Source organism: Limnohabitans sp. WS1 (assembly GCF_003063265.1).
In the GTDB taxonomy this organism is placed as follows: Bacteria; Pseudomonadota; Gammaproteobacteria; order Burkholderiales; family Burkholderiaceae_C; genus Limnohabitans_A.
In genome coordinates, this window is record NZ_NERU01000030.1 from 1 (window position 1) to 16,678 (window position 16,678).

Genomic DNA, 16,678 nt, shown 5'->3' on the forward strand with positions numbered 1-16,678 from the left:
GCTGGCTTACTACTGAAGCGGGTTGCTGTCTTTGAACAACTTCAGCTTAGCGTCAGGCAGTACAGCCAGTCCACCTGTTTTCTTTACGTAGCGCTTAAGGTAGTGCCATGGGGATCTGACCCCAATTAATTCGGTTTGAACCAGAAGAAGCCAACGAACACGCTGGGCTTGGTCGCCAAATTGCCGAAGAAACCGTATCAACAAGCCCTCAAAAGTCTAAAATGTTTTCCAATAAGAAACAACTGTTTTTGATTGGAAAACATTTTGACCGTCTCAGAACTGCTTTTTCCGAACCAATACCGGCGCAAAGTACTGGCCTTGATGCTCATGAACCCACACAAATGGGTCCACCTGCGAGAGCTGGCGCGCATGACCGGTGCATCACCGGGAACCCTCAAAAAAGAACTTGACGCGCTCAGTGGCGCAGGACTGCTCAAACACCAAAAAATGGGCAACCAAATCCAGTTCAGTGCCAACACAGACCACCCGGTTTACCCCGAACTGTCCGGACTCATCCGCAAAACCACAGGCCTGACCGACGTGCTGACCCATGCCCTGCAAGAGTTGGCACCCCAAATCGAAGTGGCTTTCGTCTTTGGCTCCATGGCCAAAGCCACCGAAGGTGCGCACAGCGATGTGGACCTGATGGTCATCGGCAAAGTCACATTCGGGCAAATTGTCAACGCCATCCACGATGCCCAAAGCACACTGGCCCGCGAGATCAATCCCAAAGTCATGAGCCGCGAAGAATGGAACGACAAGAAAAACGCAGGCAACAGCTTCGTGCAAGAACTCATCCGCCAGCCACAAATTTTTATCAAAGGCAGCGCCAGTGAACTCTGAGCCATTGGTCAACTTGCACCGGATCGGGCAGCTCGATCAAGTGCCATTTTCGGAAGAACTGTTCCGGAAAATGTTGGCCGTAGCGCAAAACCGAATTCAAGACGCGCAGCGCCCAGAAAACAGCGCCGAAACCCGTTTTGACTGCGCTTATACCGCCATCCGTGCAACAGCAGATGCAGCACTTTTAAATTCGGTTACAGAACATCGACCAGCAAACCAGGGCACCACCAAACCACCATCCAATGCCTGGCGCACACACTCTCCGTTGATGCCGCAACAGTCAGAACGCTGGACGCTCTGCGCAAACAACGTAACCTGAGCGACTACGACGGTGAACACATCACCGACAGCCTGCTCAAAGAGTGCTTAGACCAAGCCCAAGCACTTGTCGCCCTTGCAGAAAAAACGTGGGTTTGACTCTGAATAATCGGGATCTGACCCCAATTAACGCGAAGCTTCATTTGTAGGAGCCCACCCCGAGGGCGAAGGGCGTGGCACACGCCCCTTCAAAAAACCAACGCATCCCAAGCCGACGCCTGCCCAGACAGGCGCTGCCGCATTTCCGTTTTTCAAACGCTGTCACACACCATGAGTCCCCAAAACAAAACCATCGCCATCATTGGCCTGGGCTACGTCGGCTTGCCGCTTGCCGTTGAATTTGGCAAACACCGCAGCACCATCGGGTTTGACATCAACCAGGCCCGCATCAACGAGTTGCAGTCTGGCCAAGACCACACCCTCGAATGCAGCCCCGAAGAACTGCAACGCGCCACGCACCTGCGCTACAGCGCCAACGCGGCCGACCTGCAAGCGGTGCACATCTACATCGTGACCGTGCCCACCCCGGTGGACCAAGCCAACCGCCCTGACATGACACCGCTCATCAAAGCCAGCGAAACCGTGGGCAAAGTGCTCAAGGCGGGCGACATCGTCATTTACGAATCCACCGTCTACCCCGGTGCCACCGAAGAAGTGTGTGTGCCCGTGCTCGAAAAGTTCAGCGGCCTCAAGTTCAACCAAGACTTTTTCTGCGGTTATAGCCCCGAGCGCATCAACCCCGGCGATAAAGAACACCGCCTGCCCAGCATCCTGAAAGTCACCAGCGGCAGCACGCCCGAAGTGGCCGAAGAAGTGGACCAGCTCTACAAACAAATCATCACCGCAGGCACCTACAAAGCCAGCTGCATTCGCGTGGCCGAAGCCGCCAAAGTCATTGAAAACACCCAACGCGACGTGAACATCGCGCTCATGAACGAGCTGAGCCTGATCTTTAGGAAACTCGGCATTGACACGCTGGAAGTGCTGCAAGCCGCAGGCACCAAATGGAACTTTTTGCCCTTCAGGCCCGGCCTGGTGGGCGGGCACTGCATTGGCGTGGACCCGTATTACCTGACGCACAAAGCGCAAGAAGTCGGCTACCACCCCGAAGTGATCCTGGCAGGCCGCCGCATCAACGACGGCATGGCTCGCCATGTGGCTGACGAAACCATCAAACTCATGCTGCACAAAAACCTGCCCGTGCTCGGCAGCAAAGTGCTGGTGCTGGGCCTCACTTTCAAAGAAAACTGCCCCGACGTGCGCAACACCAAAGTGGTTGACATCGTCAAAGCCCTGCAAAACTACAACACCCAAGTGGACGTGTACGACCCTTGGATCGACATCACAGAGGCCGAACACGAATACGGCCTGCAATGCCTGGCCCAAGCCCCCGCACCCGGGCAATACGCCGCCATCGTGCTGGCCGTGGGTCACCACCAATTTATGGCCATGGGCGAAGAAGGCCTGAAAGCCTGGGGCCAACCCGGCGCTGTGCTTTATGACGTGAAAAGCATCCTGCCCCTGGGCGCAGCCGACGGACGCCTCTGAAAAAAAACGCATTCCCAAATGGCCTTCGTGTACCGATACGACCCTGCTGAACACCGCGAAAAGCATTGTGGTTCGCAAAACAAGGCCAGCTTTCAACGACAAGGCAGCGCTTGGATTGGGCAATGTCCGGCAAACCTCGACAAATCAACCGCTGAAACGCTGCTCAAAAACGGCATTGGCGAATGGGACGATCCCAGCGAAGCGCACCCGGCACGCATATTCACCTATTACCAAGGTGCTGTGTACGTTGCCGTACCCACAGAACCAGGCCTTTCTTACCATGGCTTTCCGTGGCGGGGCCGTCCCGGGCAGAACAGAGTTGCCAGACCTGTTCTCAAAGAACTGATAAAAATGGCAGAAAATAGAGGCGAAACCAAAGCGCTTCAAAAATGGCTCGACGAGCACAACACATGATGCACATCACCTATCACCCAGACCCCGACACTTTGCGTGCAGCGCAAGGGTGGGGCCGGTGCATCGTCGAGATCAATCAGCAGCCATTTTGGTACGGCGGCACAGCGCAAGAGCCCGAAACGCTGGAATGGACATGGATCGATTTGCTCCACCATCTCGGCAAAAACTGGCTGCACATCATCACCGAAGCGCCTTGGCCCAACGAGCGACTGGCGGCCGCCATGCAAGAAGGCAAAGACTTCTGGGCGTTGGCCGAAGACGACTGGAGCGACATGTCACCAGACGCGGCCGATCAAGAAGAAGCCCAAATGCTGGCCTTTGTCAGGCCACGAAACCTGGCCCATGCGCTGCAAGGCTTGGCACTGCCCGCCCTTTATTGCTACCGCCAAGGTAAAGACATGCAACTGTGCCCAGAAGGCATGGCCCCCTTGCGTATGGCTGGCCGCCAATTCATGGAAACGCTGGAAAAGTTCGGCGAACAAATTGACCTAGGCCTGGGCCACACCACCCACGCCCGCGCACAGCAAGCGCAAAACGCATGGCGCAATCGAAACCACAACAAAACCCAGCGACAAATCAGCATCAGCACCGGACTGAACGCCACGGAACTGAACCAACTGCAGCTAGGGCAAAGCCCAGACCAATATTGGGAACTGCCTGACAGCGCCAATGACGAAAACCTGAACGCCAACGGCCTGCTGGCCGCTGCCCGCATGCTCGCCCCCCTGCGTCTAGGAGCAGAGCAAAAACAACAACTTCTGGCCGAACTGCGTCAACAGCCCGCCAATCCGCAGGCACTGCAACAACTCGACGCGCTGGCCGCTGCCCTGAGCCACACACCCGCACCCAACGGCAAACCCCACGAACAGGGCTACCAACTGGCCCAACTGCTGCGCCAACATTACCGCGTCAGCGACAGTGCGCCATTTCCAATCACCCAAGTGATTGAGCAACTCAAGCTGCCCATGTGCAGCACCCGCTTTGGTTGTCCCCAATTACAGGCCATGGCCATCTGGGGACACCGTGGCCCTGCCATCTTGCTCAACGCCGACAAAGACGCCAACACCAGCGCGAGCCACGTCCGGCGCATCCTGTTGGCGCATGAACTTTGCCACCTGCTTTTTGACAGACAACACGCCCAGCCTGCAGCCGATGTGCTGGGGGCCACCAGCACCAGCACCCACACCGAACAGCGAGCCAAAGCCTTCGCTGCCGAACTGCTGCTGCCCCGCGACAGCGCAGCCCAAGCCTATGCACAGCACCCCACACTGCGCAACGCCATCACCAGCCTGAGCAAAACCTTTGACGTCAGCCCCAAAGTGGCCAAGACTCAAATTTTGAACAGTGGCATGGTCAACACAGACGACGAAGACGACATCCGGGCGCAACTGCGCCAAGACCGATTCCCCGGCTAATAACAAGCCTTATCCCGCCTCGCACCCAAGCGGCAACCCCCCCCGCCAGCCAAGACCACGGTGCCCACCCCCAGGCGCACCCACGCCTGTACGCCCGCGCACGCACAACCATGACCCGCTCATGACCCCCATATGACCCGCTACGAACAAATAAAAACAGAACTGCGCCAAACCCCCAAAACCTGGCTGGTGACAGGGGTGGCCGGCTTCATTGGCAGCAACCTGCTCAAAACCCTGCTCAAGCTGGACCAGCGCGTGGTGGGCCTGGACAACTTTGCCACCGGCCACCAGCGCAACCTGGATGAGGTGCAAACCCTGGTCACCCCCGCCCAATGGGCCAATTTCCACTTCATCCAAGGTGACATTCGCCAACTGACCGACTGCCAAGCCGCCATGACTTGGCAATCCCCTGTAGGAGCGACGTCCTCGCCGCGATTGCCCGTCGACTACGTCCTGCACCAAGCCGCCCTGGGCAGCGTGCCCCGCAGCCTGGCCGACCCCATTACCACCAACGCCGCTAACGTCACCGGCTTTTTGAACATGCTGGTGGCCGCACGCGACGCCAAGGTGCAAAGCTTCACCTACGCCGCCAGCAGCAGCACCTATGGCGACCACCCCGCGCTGCCCAAGGTGGAAGAAAACATCGGCAAACCCCTGAGCCCCTATGCCGTGACCAAATACGTGAACGAGCTGTATGCCGACGTGTTTGCCCGCAGCTACGGCTTTGACACCATTGGCCTGCGCTACTTCAATGTGTTTGGCCCCCGCCAAGACCCCAACGGCGCCTATGCCGCCGTCATTCCCAAATGGACGGCCGCACTGCTCAAGGGCGAGCCCGTCTATATCAACGGCGATGGCGAAACCAGCCGCGACTTCACGTACGTGGCTAATGCTGTGCAAGCTAACCTGCTGGCGGCCTGCGCAAAAGACGAAGCGAAAAAACAAGTCTATAACGTAGCCGTAGGCGAACAGACCACACTAAACCAACTCTTTGTAGCACTATGTGATGTTTTGGTTACCTTGCTCAATGTAAACGAAATGCGGCAATCAATATATATGGCGCGCCCCATTTTCAGTGATTTCAGGCTAGGTGATGTTAAACATAGCTTGGCAGATATTTCAAAAGCAAAGAGTAAGTTGAAATATAGTGTTGAATATGTATTTCTAGACGGATTGAAAGAAACAATAAAATGGTGGCTAAATTAATGGCCTCAAAAAAATTAGATATTTATATAAATATAGTAAGTACATTTGTGGCCCAAGGTGCCGCGCTTCTTTTGCCAGTGATTTTAGCACCAAGTATATCGAGATTAGTGGGGGCGGAGCCAGCAAGCGTGTTTGTATTGAGTATAACAATTTCTCAATTTTTACTTGTGTTGACAGATTATGGTTTTGGGCTTTCTGCAGTAAAGAGATTGGCGATAATAAAAGTGCCTTCATTGAAATGCAGTATATTGGTATCAAAAATATATACCATTAAGTTGATGTTGATATTAATAAGTGCAATACCACTATACTTTTATGTTGAATCATCTAAAAACTTAAATGTATATAAGGCGCTATTTTTTTGGATTTTCGCAGCAGCATCAATTATGGCATATCAATCGATATGGTACTTCCAGGCTACTCAAAAACAAGCAGAATTTAATTTTTATTTATTTTTTACAAGACTAGCTTTTGTTTTGATTGCCCCTTTAATAATTAGCGAAGCAAATGATCTATGGCGGATTGGTTTGTTATATTTTGCTGTTAATGTCATATTTGTGATATTAATGAATAAAAAAATGGATTATGTTTATATTTTACCTAAATTCAAAAGTTTGATTATTGAAATAAAAAAATCTTTTTCATTTTTCTTTTCAAGAATGTCGGCGGCATTTTATACAATTTCTGGAGGTGTTTTTCTTTCGATTGCTGCCAGTTCAGAGGAGTTGGGTAGATTTGTATTTTCTGAAATTATTTATCGAATAGGTGTTGCGGCAGTCTATCCAATAACACAAGTACTATATCCATATTTTGCCAAAAATAAAGAAATTAAAAAATACAATAAAGGACTTTGGTTTGTAATTATATTTGCGTTGATTTTTACTCTGGCTCTTGTATTCGGTGCACGTGAACTTGAAATTTTAATGATTAATAATGGAGTTGAAGGATCAGTTCTTTTGGTTAAAATTTTTTCGATTGCTGTTGGGTTTTCAATATGCAGTGTTTTTCTTGGATATCCATTTTTCGTTATTGTAAATAGAATTGAATTGGCGAATACAAGCGTAAACTGTGCTGCATTGCTTCAGTTATTACTTTTTTCTGTTATTTGGTCCCTGGGTATTGTAACGGCAGTAAACGTTGCACTCTGTATATTGCTTAATGAGGCTTTTGTTTTTGCATTTCGTTTTTATTTTTATATGAAATTAAAAAAATAGATGGATGATATAGTTATTACCTTGTTTTTTATACTTTGTGTAATTCATTTTTCATTGAGTATTTCAAATGTGTGGTGGAAGAAAAATACATTCCAAATCTCATTAATAATAAATACTGTTCCTTTTGTATTTTATAGTCAATTATCTCAGAATGAATTAAGGTTTCATGGTGTTCCGTATGGTTATTTTCCAATAATCGCCTCGGCAATTCCTTATATTTTAGGGTATTTGTATTCTGGAGTTAAGAAAGGTGCTGATAAAAAGGTTAAGTATCCGCTATTTATTTTTTTGGGGTATTGCACTCTGAGTGTGATATTTGGCTTTAAGGTGGTTGAGTCAATACCATATTTAATATCGTGGGTGCTGAATGTTTTATTGCTTCTTGCAGTTTGGTGGTCTTTGCGCAAAGAAGATGAGTGGAAAATATTATCAATAATAAGTAATTTTATTGTTATATTAGTGTTGTGCTGCTTGATTGGTCTTGGCAAATATTTTTTTGGGGTGTCTAGTGATGCGAATTTCATGCCCTTATTTAATAGAAATGCAACATTAATTTTTATTTGTACATTGGTGCCAATTGTGCCCGCTTTGTGGTCAAGTGGAAAAATTAATGTAACGAAATTAATATTATATTTAACTGTTTTATTCTTTGTTTTAGTATTTATAGAAAGTAGATCTGGTCTTATAGCCGTATGTTATGCATTTTTGAGTTCATTATATGCGGCTATGAAAATAAAAATGCATAACAAAAAGATTAGTTTAATTTTATTGGCGATTATTTTATGTTCTGGTATTTTGGTTGTGCTAAATAGTGGTGTTGGTGAGCGATTTGGTTATCTCACAGATACACTAAATATAGTGACTGGTGGGGGAAGTATTGAAAAGGGGGAGCAAGACTTTGACAGGGCGATGTTACTTAGTTTTGCATTTGAAATGATTTATTCAAATCCAATATTTGGAGTTGGCATAGGTTTAAGTAATTATCAGCATGCCCTTGAAGTTATGGGTGTTAACTTCCATAGGCTATCGAAAGCTCATAATTTTTATATATCTTATCTAGCTGAGTTTGGTTTTGTAGGCTTCTCAATTTTAATCTATGCATTTTATAGAATATATGTTCTAGTGCAGATTAATGTTTTTGCTAAACAGTGTTTTATAACGGCGGCTATTCTACTTATATTTAATGAATATATATTATTGCCAGAGTTGTGGTATTTTATGGGATTGCTTTTGGCTTATTCATCTAAAATACAAAATAAAAATTGGAGATTAAAATGAATGATAAATATCCCAGCTTGCCTTTTGAGTCAGATAATATTAAAAAAATTCGAAGGCAAATTCAGAAAAGTCGTGAGAACGAAGAGGCGCTAGCATACTATTTGTTTCGACCAGTCTCATTATATATAAGCATGGGAATTTATAAGTATACAAAAATCCAAGCCAATCATATTACTTTTGTAATGGCGGTTTATTCATTAATTATTCCGCTACTAATATATTTTTTTAATGCGATTGAGCGAAGTTGGATTATGGTGGTTGCTTTTGCAGGTCTTTATTTCTTAGATGTTATTGACGGGGAGATCGCAAGGTTAAGAAAAAAGACGTCTCAACTTGGCTATTTACTCGATATGGTTTTATGGTACGCAATTCCATTGAATTATTTTCTATTTGTAAATCAATTAATCGTTCGGCAAGGTTACTCGCAGTACTTAGTTTATTTGAATTGGCTTGCATTGGTTTTGCATTTTTATCTAATTCAATTAGAGAGTTTATTAAAAAATAAAGAAAAACAGGTAAGGTCTGCGTCAATTATTATGGGTGTGGTGAAGTTGCCTTTTACTATGTTTGGATTTTTGTTGTTCGGTTATCATTTGTGTGTGCTGATAGGTAATGGTTATAGTTTTATTTATTATTACATAATTTCAATTCCTATTTTATATATTTCCAAATCTATTTATAGTTCATTAGCTATATTAAATTTTGAACGAGGTGAAGAGTAATGAAATTGTCAATTTTGCTTGTTGCTAGAAATGAAGAGCGTTATATTGCTGATTGTTTGAATAGCATATTTTCTCAGGTAAGTAGTGAGCTCAAGCGAGCAGGAGTTGAATTTATTTTGGTTGATGGTTGTTCGGAGGATGATACGGTTAAAATTGCTGAGGATATGTTACGCGACTCAGGTTTTATTTACAGAATTTTTAATAATCCTGATTTGACATTATCTCCGGGGTGGAATATAGCATTAAAAAATTCCGTTGGAGATTATGTCGTCAGGCCTGATGTGCATTCAATACTATTGCCAGGCTATTTTGAACGTGGCATTGCAATTTTAGAGAAGAATTCTGAGATAACTGCTGTTGGGGGTTGTCTCGATACTATGGCTAAAAATTTCATTGGTAGTTTGAACGCTCTTGCTCTTTCATCCAAGATCGGTGTGGGTAACTCATCTTTCCGTACTAATGCTAAAGATGGTTTTTATGAAACATGTGTTTTTGGTATATATCGGCGATCAATATTTGAAGAGGTTGGTTATTTTGATTTGGCACTCGTTCGCCATGAAGATAATGATATGCATGAAAGAATTCTTTTTTCTGGCGGATTACTTTATATGTGTTCAAGTATGAAGGCAGTTTATTATTGTAGGGACACGTATGGGGGTTTAGCTAAACAAATGTTTAGAAATGGATTTCATATGTTCAAGATGCCAATTTATAAATTGAAATCAATGAGGTCTCGGCATTATGCTCCAATATTTTTGGTATCCTTTTTTGTTTTGGTTTCTTTAATTGAAATTAAATATTTTATTTTTTTATTTGGTTCTTATATTTTAACGCTTGCATCAACATCGGCAATTCTTGCATTGATTGAAAAAAATTATAAATATTTTTTTATATTTCCAAGTGTTTTGATTTGTCATTGGTCATATGGATTTGGGCAGTTTGCTAGTATCGCTATTAATATTTCGTATTTCATTAAAAGTTTAATTTTTAAGGGGGAAAAATGATCACGATAATAACATACGGCACTTTCGATTTATTTCATTATGGGCATGTTAGGTTGCTAAAGCGTTTGCGAGAGATGGGGGATCGCTTGGTTGTTGGATGCTCAACTGATGATTTTAATATGTTGAAAGGTAAGAAAACAATTATTCCCTATGATCAAAGGGTTGAGGTTTTGCGAGCATGTCGTTATGTTGATAAAGTTATTCCTGAAAATTCTTGGAATCAAAAAGAGATTGACATAAAAAAAGAGGGTGCAGATATCTTTGCTATTGGTGATGACTGGTTTGGAAAGTTTGATGAATTAAGTAGTTTTTGTCAGGTTGTTTATTTGCCAAGAACCGATGGGGTTTCAAGTAGCAATATTAAAAAAATCCTTAAAGATTAATTTATATGAAAAATTCAGTTGTAAATTTTTTGCCTTTTGCATTGCCTGAAATCGGTGATGAAGAGATTACAGAGGTGGTGCAGGCGTTGCGCTCTGGCTGGGTGACCACGGGCCCCAAAGCTAAACAGTTCGAGTCTGACTTTGCCGACTATCTGGGGGGCGGCTTAGAGGCAATTGCGGTCAATTCGGCCACGGCGGGTTTGCACCTGGGCCTGGAGGCCATGGGCATTGGCTCGGGCGACGAGGTGATCACCACCACGCACACGTTCACGGCCACCGCCGAGGTGATTCGTTACCTGGGTGCAGACCCAGTGTTTGTGGATGTGGATGCGGCCACGCTGTGCATCGATGTGGATGCGGTGGCGCGTGCCATCACCCCGCGCACCAAGGCAATCATTCCGGTGCACTTTGCGGGGCGTTCTGCCGACATGACGCGCTTGCTGGCTTTGGCCAAGCAGCATGGCCTGAAGGTGATGGAGGACGCGGCGCACGCCTTGCCCACCACCTGCGATGGCCGCTTGATCGGCACGCTGGAGAGCGATGTCACGGTGTTCAGTTTTTACGCCAACAAGACCATCACCACGGGTGAGGGTGGCATGCTCGTCACGCGAGACCCGGAGTTGGCCAAGCGGGCGCGGGTAATGCGTTTGCATGGCATCAACCGTGATGCGTTTGACCGTTTCACGTCCAAAGCGCCAAGCTGGTATTACGAGATCGTGGCGCCGGGCTTCAAGTACAACATGACGGACATTGCCGCGTCGATGGGCATTCACCAGCTCAAGAAGGCGAATGCTTTTCAGCAAAAGCGGGCGCACATTGCCGCTTTGTACGACGAGGCTTTGGCGGGGTTGCCCATCGTGCGCCCGCCCCATGCGGCAGCAGGCGATGTGCATTCGTGGCATTTGTATGTAACGCAGTTGACGGACGAGGCCCAGGTCTCACGCGATGTGTTCATTGAGCGTTTGTTTGCGCAGGGCATTGGCTGTAGCGTGCATTACATTCCGCTGCATTTGCAGCCGTATTGGCGCGACACGTACAAGCTGACGCCCGAGATGTTTCCGGTGAGCCAGCGGGTGTTTGAGCGCACGGTGTCTTTGCCCCTGTACACGCGCATGAGCGAGGCCGATGTGGCCCGGGTGGTGGCAGCGGTCAAGGTGGCTTTGGGCTGATGGCCAAGCGAGTTTTTGATTGGTTTGCCAGCACTTGTGGGTTGCTGGCGTTGGCACCTGTGTTGGTGGTGCTGGCGTTTTGGATCAAGCTGGATTCGCCGGGGCCTGTTTTCTTCAGGCAGGAGCGGGTGGGGCGCGGGGGCAAGCTGTTTCGCATCCACAAGTTCCGCACCATGGTGACCGACGCCGAGCGCCGTGGCCTGCAGATCACCGTGGGGGCCGATGCGCGTGTGACCCGCGTGGGGCAGTGGCTGCGCAAATACAAATTGGACGAACTGCCGCAGCTGCTGGATGTGTGGCTGGGCCACATGAGCTTGGTCGGCCCCCGGCCTGAGGTGCCGCGCTATGTGGCTTGTTACCCGGCCGATGTGCGCGATGTGGTGCTGTCGGTCCGCCCCGGCATCACCGACCGGGCGTCCATCGAGTTCAAAGACGAAAACGAGATTTTGGGCCGCGCCACAGACCCACACCTGGCGTATGTGAACGAGGTGCTGCCGATCAAGTTGCGTTATTACGTGGACTACGTAGCGCATAGGTCCTTTTGGTCGGACATTGGGATCATTTTTGCTACGGTTCGGGCGTTGGTGCGGTGAGTTTGCGCCGGACTAATGTTTGTTTTTAGGGAGACAAAAATGAGTGAATTCATTAAAAAATACGCGGCACAGGGTGGGACCACTGCTGAGTTGATGGATAAATATGATTACAACGCTGACTTGACCGAAAAGTTGGATCAGTTGGATGTAGAGGATTTGGATCGTGAACAACTTTACGAAATCGTTCTCTGGAAGCTCAATCGGTTTCCGGTGATCAGTGAGGAATTGATTGGTCAGTTGAAGGGCCTTGGTGCTCTGAAAAATGGTGAACATAAAAAAGCCGAAGCCTTGTTGAAGGATCTACTTTCATGCAGAGGCATTGCTTTGCCGATGGCATCAACCATTTTGCGATTTTCTAACCCACAAGTTTTTCAAATCATTGATGACCGGGCATTCAGGGTGCTGACCGATGGCAGTGGCTCCTACCCCGCCAAGCCCCAACCTGTAACCAAGGGATATTTGGAAAGAAGTTGCGAGATCTATTTTGTCTATTTGGACAAGTTGTGTGAGTTGCAGGGTGTGTATTTCCCATTCGAGAAGTTGGATCGAATCTTGTATCAGATGGATATTGAGTTGGGTAATTCCATCGGGAGCTGATAAAAAAGTGATGAGCAACACCCTTGATTGCAGCTGCTGAGCGTGGCTTGAAGGTGATCGAGGATTGCGCCCAAGCGCATAGCTGCGTGCAGAGCTTGAAATGGGTGGCCCGCGTGCTTGCGCGGCGGCGGGCATGGATTGCGAGCACGCGCATTACAAGTGTTATGCCTATGTGCGCCCCGAGCGCCTGGCCCCGGGTTGGTCGCGTGACCGAATCATCGAGGCGATCAACGCCGAGGGCGTGCCTTGCTTTCAGGGCTCTTGCTCTGAGGTGTATTTGGAAAAAGCGTTTGACGGCACCGGCTGGCGTCCCGCCCAGCCTTTGCCCGTAGCCCGAGAGTTGGGCGAGAGATCGGTGATGTTTTTGGTTCACCCCACGCTGACAGAAGAAGAAATCCAAAAGACCTGCGCCGCGATTGAGAAGGTCATGGCGTTGGCGGCGAAGTAAGTTTTGGCGCAGCGAAGCGCTGCAAACTTGATGCCAAGGGGTGATCACGATGAAGAAAACAGTGAGTTCGCAGAACGCATCCGTCGTGTCTATGACGAAAACGGCATCCCACGTTGGCGTGGGCACTGAGCCGCATATGGCGGTTGTTTCAACAGGGTTGGCCTTGTCTGCAGCGACTGAGTTAAAGCTGCTTTCTTTGCACACATCGCGTCAGCCTTCCGATGAACCGTCTACACGGCGTCCGCAGTCCAAAAGACGCCAGTCCCTTTTGCAAACCTCTCATGGGCAGGTCATGCAGGCCCAAGCGCTGCAGGATGTGGGGAGCGCTTTGAGTGCGCATGGCTTGGCGCCTATGTGATGAGCGAGGGACAGGCGCAGTCGCTCATGGATGCGGAGCTGGGCTTGCTCGATGACCGTTTGTTGGCGCACTTCAATCTTTGTGGCTGACCGTGCGCAAGGTGGTGGTGCGCGATGGCAACACCACAGACCCCACCTTGGCCGCCCGCATGGGCCAACGCGGCCGCCAGTTGGCGGAAGACAAATACGACGTGCACAAGGTCAATGCGGTGATGCTCAAAGAGATGGGGTTGGGGTGAATTCGGATGGCATTCAGCTGCTCAGGCAAGTCTTGGTTGGGCATGGCTTGCGCAGTTGCAGTCATTCAGTTATTCCATATTTGGTATCATGATCTGGCGGTTCTGGACTTACGTCAGTGCGAGCGGTCGAAACGATGTGCAGAAGTCCGTGGACGCGTATGAGACCTATGGTCGCAACAAGTTTGAACGTGCAGTGGCGCATTTGGCTGTGTCACCCAAGTCTCAGTGGGATGAGCCTCATGGAAAGAAACTGAAAAATGAAGACCCTATCTACGAAATCCGTTACCAAGCGTTCAACCGCCAAGAGCGTGCGCTTGGATTCTTCGATGACGATGGTGGAATCTTCGTCATCGTCCTCATTTGTTACCACAAAGGCCGCATCTACACTCCGCCTAATGCCATCGACACGGCCCACCGCCGCATCTCACAAATACGCGACCACACAGCAACGACTGCTCCTCTCCAAATCTTTGGAGAAGACTTTCCGCCGCATGAGTCACAGTGAGCATGAGCGCGATGCTTTCGTACAGGCAGAGGTGGCCACGGCTTTGGCGCATCAGATACGCGCCATTCGCATGCAGCGCGGCTGGTCTCAGGCTCAGCTGGCCCAGCGTATGGGCACCAAGCAGCATGTGGTTTCACGTCTGGAAGATCCAAGCTATGGACGGTGCAGCTTAAAGACCCTGTTTTTGCTGAGCCGGGCGTTCGATGTGGGGTTGAAAGTGGGTTTTGTGTCGTTTTTGGCCATGCTCAAAGACAGCTTTAAACCCAAGCACGCAGACAGAATGGTGGCCTCTTTTGAGGATGAAGCAGGCACAGTGGGGTTTTATACACATCTGTCAGCGGATAAAGGTCTCACGCATGTGTCTTCGGTGTGGACGGCCAAGCCAGATGCGCAGCAAGCTGCAAGCACTTACAAGCAGGTGGTTCGCGCACCCTCTGATGCGTTGGTTTGGCCACAGTTCAATAAATTGGAAATTGCCCCATGAAAAAAGATGCAAGCCCTTCCCCTGAGGTGATTTTTCAGGGTAATCCGCCCTCGATTTATGCTGAGGGCGTGTCGCAGTTGATGCTTGGCTTTCCCAATTCCAGGGTGATGCTGTTCAGCATGGCTGCTCGCAACACAGAGCAGGCAGGCAGCCCCACCATTCAAAATTTGGCCTGTGAGCTGGTGATGCCGACCCCGGTGTTGATTGACATGTGTAAAACCGTTTTGAAGCATGCCGCTGAAGCGAGCCCGAGCCTGAGATCAGGTGGCGAGCAGTGGTTGGAGCAGGTCAACGGCATGCTGGACAGTTTGCAGGCGCAAGTGGATGGATGAGCTTGTGCGTGCGTGCTAACATTCTTGGAAATCGCGCCCAGACCTCTGTTGTTGGCTTGTCCGGCCATACGTCTGGGCCTTTTCATGGTTGATTCTTTTGTTTCAAAGAGTGGGTTTGTCTTGATTCTTCGCCACCTGTCATTGGAGTTGTTTCGGGGTTTTGAGGCCCTGGAGCTGCCTTTGGGGCGTCGCCTGACTTTGTTGATGGGCGAAAACGGGGCGGGCAAGACTTCTGTGCTGGATGCCATGGCTGTGGCCTTGGGCGAGATCCAGTCGCATTTGCCACAGGTGAAGGGGCGCGGCTTTCGCAAGACGGGCGATATTCATCAAAGCGCTGGCAAGTTGGCCCCCTACACCCGTGTGGGCTTGACGGTGTCTGATGGCCTGCAGTGGGACCGTATGCGCTGGCGCGACAAGAGCCGCACAACGGTGAAGCAGGTGCCGCTGTCTACCGTGGGGACGCGGGCGCTGCGCAAGCACCTGGACCAAACTGTGCTGGACCCTTTTAATGAGGGGCAGCCATTTGTGATGCCTGTTTTTGCCTATTACGGTGTGGGCCGTGCTTTGCTGGACGTGCCCTTGTCGCGCAAAGGTTTTGATGTGGATGAGCAGCCTTTTGCGGCCTTGTCTGGGGCCTTGGAGGCCGATAGCCGTTTTCGCACCGCGTTTGCCTGGTTTTACGCCAAAGAAAACGAGGAGCTGCGGCTTAAAAATGAGTCCAAGGATTTTGAAAGGCCATGGGCCAACGAAATTTTTGACCGAGCCATCCCCGATACGGTGGCGGCTACGGTCTAAAGGTTTACCATAGTGTTTCGTCGGTCAAACCTGACCGCTGAAATGATCCAAAGAGCGAGCCCCAAAATGCCGACCACCACCGAGCGTTTGTTACAGACCGCGCAGACACTGCCTGAGCCATTGCTCGCAGAGGTGCTGGATTTCGCCGAGTTTTTGCGTGCGCGGCATGGGCGCGCTGCTGATGCGGTTGCAGAGCACAGCCTGCTGCAGATGTGTGGCGGACTGAAAGATTCGGCGGTGTTTGCCGAAGATCCGCTTGAGATCCAAAGGCGCTTGCGTGATGAGTGGCATTGATTATTTGCTCGATACCAATTTCATTTTGGGCATGCTCAAGTCAAGCCCTCAAGTGATCGAGCGTCTGCAAACAAGGCCTATCAGCTCTGGGCAATGCGCTTACAGCGCTGTCACCCGCATGGAGTTGTTGGGCTTTCCACAAATGGGTCTTGCTGAAGAGCAACTTATAAAAGACACCCTGAGTCAGCTGCATTAATTGCCGATCACCCGCTCGATAGAAGATAGGGCCATTCAGATTCGCCGAACAAGGCGTGCCAAGTTGCCCGATGCCTTGATTGCTGCAACGGCTGTTGAGCATGGCCTTGAGTTGCTCACGCAGGATGCGGGCTTGCAGGCCACCTTTGTGGCCAGCCGTACCGGGCTCAGCAACCGCTGATTCTGGAAAATTAGGGAAATTGGGGTCAGATCCCCATGGCACTACCTTAAGCGCTACGTAAAGAAAACAGGTGGACTGGCTGTACTGCCTGACGCTAAGCTGAAGTTGTTCAAAGACAGCAACCCGCTTCAGTAGTAAGCCAGC

The 16,678-nt window shown here is 49.4% G+C and carries 22 protein-coding genes and 1 pseudogene; 22 read left to right on the forward strand and 1 reads right to left on the reverse strand.

Going from position 1 to position 16,678, the window contains the following annotated elements; genetic code table 11:
- Positions 1–264: 264 nt before the first annotated feature.
- The 15 genes and pseudogenes from B9Z48_RS20915 to B9Z48_RS20985 all read left to right on the forward strand — a co-directional run.
- Positions 265–843 (forward strand): nucleotidyltransferase domain-containing protein, encoded by a 579-nt coding sequence (locus B9Z48_RS20915; protein ID WP_233261212.1) that lies wholly within the window; start codon positions 265–267, stop codon positions 841–843.
- On the forward strand, positions 833–1,162 hold the full coding sequence (locus tag B9Z48_RS20920; RefSeq protein ID WP_199233566.1) for a hypothetical protein: 330 nt from the start codon (positions 833–835) through the stop codon (positions 1,160–1,162). The genes B9Z48_RS20915 and B9Z48_RS20920 overlap by 11 nt, the downstream gene beginning before the upstream one ends.
- 269 nt (positions 1,163–1,431) lie before the next feature.
- A complete protein-coding gene (tviB, locus tag B9Z48_RS20925) occupies positions 1,432–2,709 on the forward strand; it encodes a Vi polysaccharide biosynthesis UDP-N-acetylglucosamine C-6 dehydrogenase TviB (protein WP_108380537.1) in 1,278 nt (425 codons plus the stop codon).
- Positions 2,710–2,727: 18 nt separating this feature from the next.
- A complete protein-coding gene (locus B9Z48_RS20930) occupies positions 2,728–3,123 on the forward strand; it encodes a hypothetical protein (protein ID WP_108380538.1) in 396 nt (131 codons plus the stop codon).
- Positions 3,120–4,538, forward strand: a complete 1,419-nt coding sequence (locus tag B9Z48_RS20935; RefSeq protein ID WP_158273333.1) for an ImmA/IrrE family metallo-endopeptidase — start codon at positions 3,120–3,122, stop codon at positions 4,536–4,538. The genes B9Z48_RS20930 and B9Z48_RS20935 overlap by 4 nt, the downstream gene beginning before the upstream one ends.
- Before the next feature lie 132 nt (positions 4,539–4,670).
- On the forward strand, positions 4,671–5,744 hold the full coding sequence (locus B9Z48_RS20940) for an NAD-dependent epimerase/dehydratase family protein (protein WP_108380540.1): 1,074 nt from the start codon (positions 4,671–4,673) through the stop codon (positions 5,742–5,744).
- Complete coding sequence (locus B9Z48_RS20945) at positions 5,732–6,958, forward strand: oligosaccharide flippase family protein (RefSeq protein ID WP_158273334.1); 1,227 nt, start codon at positions 5,732–5,734, stop codon at positions 6,956–6,958. Before B9Z48_RS20940 ends, B9Z48_RS20945 begins: the two co-directional genes overlap by 13 nt.
- On the forward strand, positions 6,959–8,236 hold the full coding sequence (locus B9Z48_RS20950; RefSeq protein ID WP_108380542.1) for an O-antigen ligase: 1,278 nt from the start codon (positions 6,959–6,961) through the stop codon (positions 8,234–8,236). It begins immediately after the preceding gene.
- Complete coding sequence (locus B9Z48_RS20955) at positions 8,233–8,958, forward strand: CDP-alcohol phosphatidyltransferase family protein (protein WP_108380543.1); 726 nt, start codon at positions 8,233–8,235, stop codon at positions 8,956–8,958. The genes B9Z48_RS20950 and B9Z48_RS20955 overlap by 4 nt, the downstream gene beginning before the upstream one ends.
- Positions 8,958–9,962, forward strand: a complete 1,005-nt coding sequence (locus B9Z48_RS20960) for a glycosyltransferase (RefSeq protein ID WP_108380544.1) — start codon at positions 8,958–8,960, stop codon at positions 9,960–9,962. The genes B9Z48_RS20955 and B9Z48_RS20960 overlap by 1 nt, the downstream gene beginning before the upstream one ends.
- Positions 9,959–10,345: an adenylyltransferase/cytidyltransferase family protein gene (locus tag B9Z48_RS20965; protein ID WP_108380545.1), complete on the forward strand. Its 387-nt coding sequence runs from the start codon at positions 9,959–9,961 to the stop codon at positions 10,343–10,345. The genes B9Z48_RS20960 and B9Z48_RS20965 overlap by 4 nt, the downstream gene beginning before the upstream one ends.
- Positions 10,346–10,350: 5 nt before the next feature.
- Positions 10,351–11,514, forward strand: coding sequence for a DegT/DnrJ/EryC1/StrS aminotransferase family protein (locus B9Z48_RS20970; protein ID WP_108380546.1), 1,164 nt, complete (start codon positions 10,351–10,353; stop codon positions 11,512–11,514).
- On the forward strand, positions 11,514–12,107 hold the full coding sequence (locus B9Z48_RS20975; protein WP_108380547.1) for a sugar transferase: 594 nt from the start codon (positions 11,514–11,516) through the stop codon (positions 12,105–12,107). The genes B9Z48_RS20970 and B9Z48_RS20975 overlap by 1 nt, the downstream gene beginning before the upstream one ends.
- 39 nt (positions 12,108–12,146) lie before the next feature.
- Positions 12,147–12,704 (forward strand): hypothetical protein, encoded by a 558-nt coding sequence (locus tag B9Z48_RS20980; protein ID WP_108380548.1) that lies wholly within the window; start codon positions 12,147–12,149, stop codon positions 12,702–12,704.
- A gap of 145 nt (positions 12,705–12,849) precedes the next feature.
- Positions 12,850–13,152: pseudogene (locus tag B9Z48_RS20985) on the forward strand (aminotransferase); the annotation flags it as partial.
- A gap of 430 nt (positions 13,153–13,582) precedes the next feature.
- Here B9Z48_RS20985 and B9Z48_RS21610 read toward each other — a convergent pair.
- On the reverse strand, positions 13,583–13,813 hold the full coding sequence (locus B9Z48_RS21610) for a hypothetical protein (protein ID WP_158273335.1): 231 nt from the start codon (positions 13,811–13,813) through the stop codon (positions 13,583–13,585).
- 23 nt (positions 13,814–13,836) lie between these two features.
- Here B9Z48_RS21610 and B9Z48_RS22155 point away from each other — a divergent pair, with 23 nt between their 5' ends.
- The 7 genes from B9Z48_RS22155 (at position 13,837) to B9Z48_RS22165 (ending at position 16,534) form a co-directional block, all read left to right on the forward strand.
- Positions 13,837–14,253, forward strand: coding sequence for a type II toxin-antitoxin system RelE/ParE family toxin (locus B9Z48_RS22155; RefSeq protein ID WP_108380550.1), 417 nt, complete (start codon positions 13,837–13,839; stop codon positions 14,251–14,253).
- The gene (locus B9Z48_RS21000; protein ID WP_158273337.1) at positions 14,240–14,737 is read left to right on the forward strand and encodes a helix-turn-helix transcriptional regulator; all 498 of its coding nucleotides are present in this window, start codon (positions 14,240–14,242) and stop codon (positions 14,735–14,737) included. The genes B9Z48_RS22155 and B9Z48_RS21000 overlap by 14 nt, the downstream gene beginning before the upstream one ends.
- Complete coding sequence (locus B9Z48_RS21005; RefSeq protein WP_108380552.1) at positions 14,734–15,069, forward strand: hypothetical protein; 336 nt, start codon at positions 14,734–14,736, stop codon at positions 15,067–15,069. Before B9Z48_RS21000 ends, B9Z48_RS21005 begins: the two co-directional genes overlap by 4 nt.
- Positions 15,070–15,189: 120 nt before the next feature.
- Entirely contained in the window at positions 15,190–15,864 is a 675-nt protein-coding gene (locus tag B9Z48_RS21010) for an ATP-binding protein (protein ID WP_108380553.1), read from the forward strand.
- A 66-nt stretch (positions 15,865–15,930) separates the two neighbouring features.
- Positions 15,931–16,158, forward strand: coding sequence for a DUF2281 domain-containing protein (locus B9Z48_RS21015; protein ID WP_108380554.1), 228 nt, complete (start codon positions 15,931–15,933; stop codon positions 16,156–16,158).
- Entirely contained in the window at positions 16,145–16,354 is a 210-nt protein-coding gene (locus B9Z48_RS22160) for a hypothetical protein (RefSeq protein ID WP_199233567.1), read from the forward strand. Before B9Z48_RS21015 ends, B9Z48_RS22160 begins: the two co-directional genes overlap by 14 nt.
- A complete protein-coding gene (locus B9Z48_RS22165; protein WP_199233568.1) occupies positions 16,355–16,534 on the forward strand; it encodes a PIN domain-containing protein in 180 nt (59 codons plus the stop codon).
- The last annotated feature ends 144 nt before the right edge of the window (positions 16,535–16,678 follow it).

Coding starts and splice junctions, on each gene's coding strand:
- B9Z48_RS22160 (WP_199233567.1), top strand. CDS start 16,145: ATGAGTGGCATTGATTATTTGCTCGATACCAATTTCATTTTGGGCATG.
- tviB (WP_108380537.1), top strand. CDS start 1,432: ATGAGTCCCCAAAACAAAACCATCGCCATCATTGGCCTGGGCTACGTC.
- B9Z48_RS20955 (WP_108380543.1), top strand. CDS start 8,233: ATGAATGATAAATATCCCAGCTTGCCTTTTGAGTCAGATAATATTAAA.
- B9Z48_RS20975 (WP_108380547.1), top strand. CDS start 11,514: ATGGCCAAGCGAGTTTTTGATTGGTTTGCCAGCACTTGTGGGTTGCTG.
- B9Z48_RS21005 (WP_108380552.1), top strand. CDS start 14,734: ATGAAAAAAGATGCAAGCCCTTCCCCTGAGGTGATTTTTCAGGGTAAT.
- B9Z48_RS20940 (WP_108380540.1), top strand. CDS start 4,671: ATGACCCGCTACGAACAAATAAAAACAGAACTGCGCCAAACCCCCAAA.
- B9Z48_RS21015 (WP_108380554.1), top strand. CDS start 15,931: ATGCCGACCACCACCGAGCGTTTGTTACAGACCGCGCAGACACTGCCT.
- B9Z48_RS20960 (WP_108380544.1), top strand. CDS start 8,958: ATGAAATTGTCAATTTTGCTTGTTGCTAGAAATGAAGAGCGTTATATT.
- B9Z48_RS21610 (WP_158273335.1), bottom strand. CDS start 13,813: ATGACTGCAACTGCGCAAGCCATGCCCAACCAAGACTTGCCTGAGCAG.
- B9Z48_RS20970 (WP_108380546.1), top strand. CDS start 10,351: ATGAAAAATTCAGTTGTAAATTTTTTGCCTTTTGCATTGCCTGAAATC.
- B9Z48_RS21000 (WP_158273337.1), top strand. CDS start 14,240: ATGAGTCACAGTGAGCATGAGCGCGATGCTTTCGTACAGGCAGAGGTG.
- B9Z48_RS20980 (WP_108380548.1), top strand. CDS start 12,147: ATGAGTGAATTCATTAAAAAATACGCGGCACAGGGTGGGACCACTGCT.
- B9Z48_RS20930 (WP_108380538.1), top strand. CDS start 2,728: ATGGCCTTCGTGTACCGATACGACCCTGCTGAACACCGCGAAAAGCAT.
- B9Z48_RS22155 (WP_108380550.1), top strand. CDS start 13,837: ATGATCTGGCGGTTCTGGACTTACGTCAGTGCGAGCGGTCGAAACGAT.
- B9Z48_RS20950 (WP_108380542.1), top strand. CDS start 6,959: ATGGATGATATAGTTATTACCTTGTTTTTTATACTTTGTGTAATTCAT.
- B9Z48_RS20935 (WP_158273333.1), top strand. CDS start 3,120: ATGATGCACATCACCTATCACCCAGACCCCGACACTTTGCGTGCAGCG.
- B9Z48_RS20965 (WP_108380545.1), top strand. CDS start 9,959: ATGATCACGATAATAACATACGGCACTTTCGATTTATTTCATTATGGG.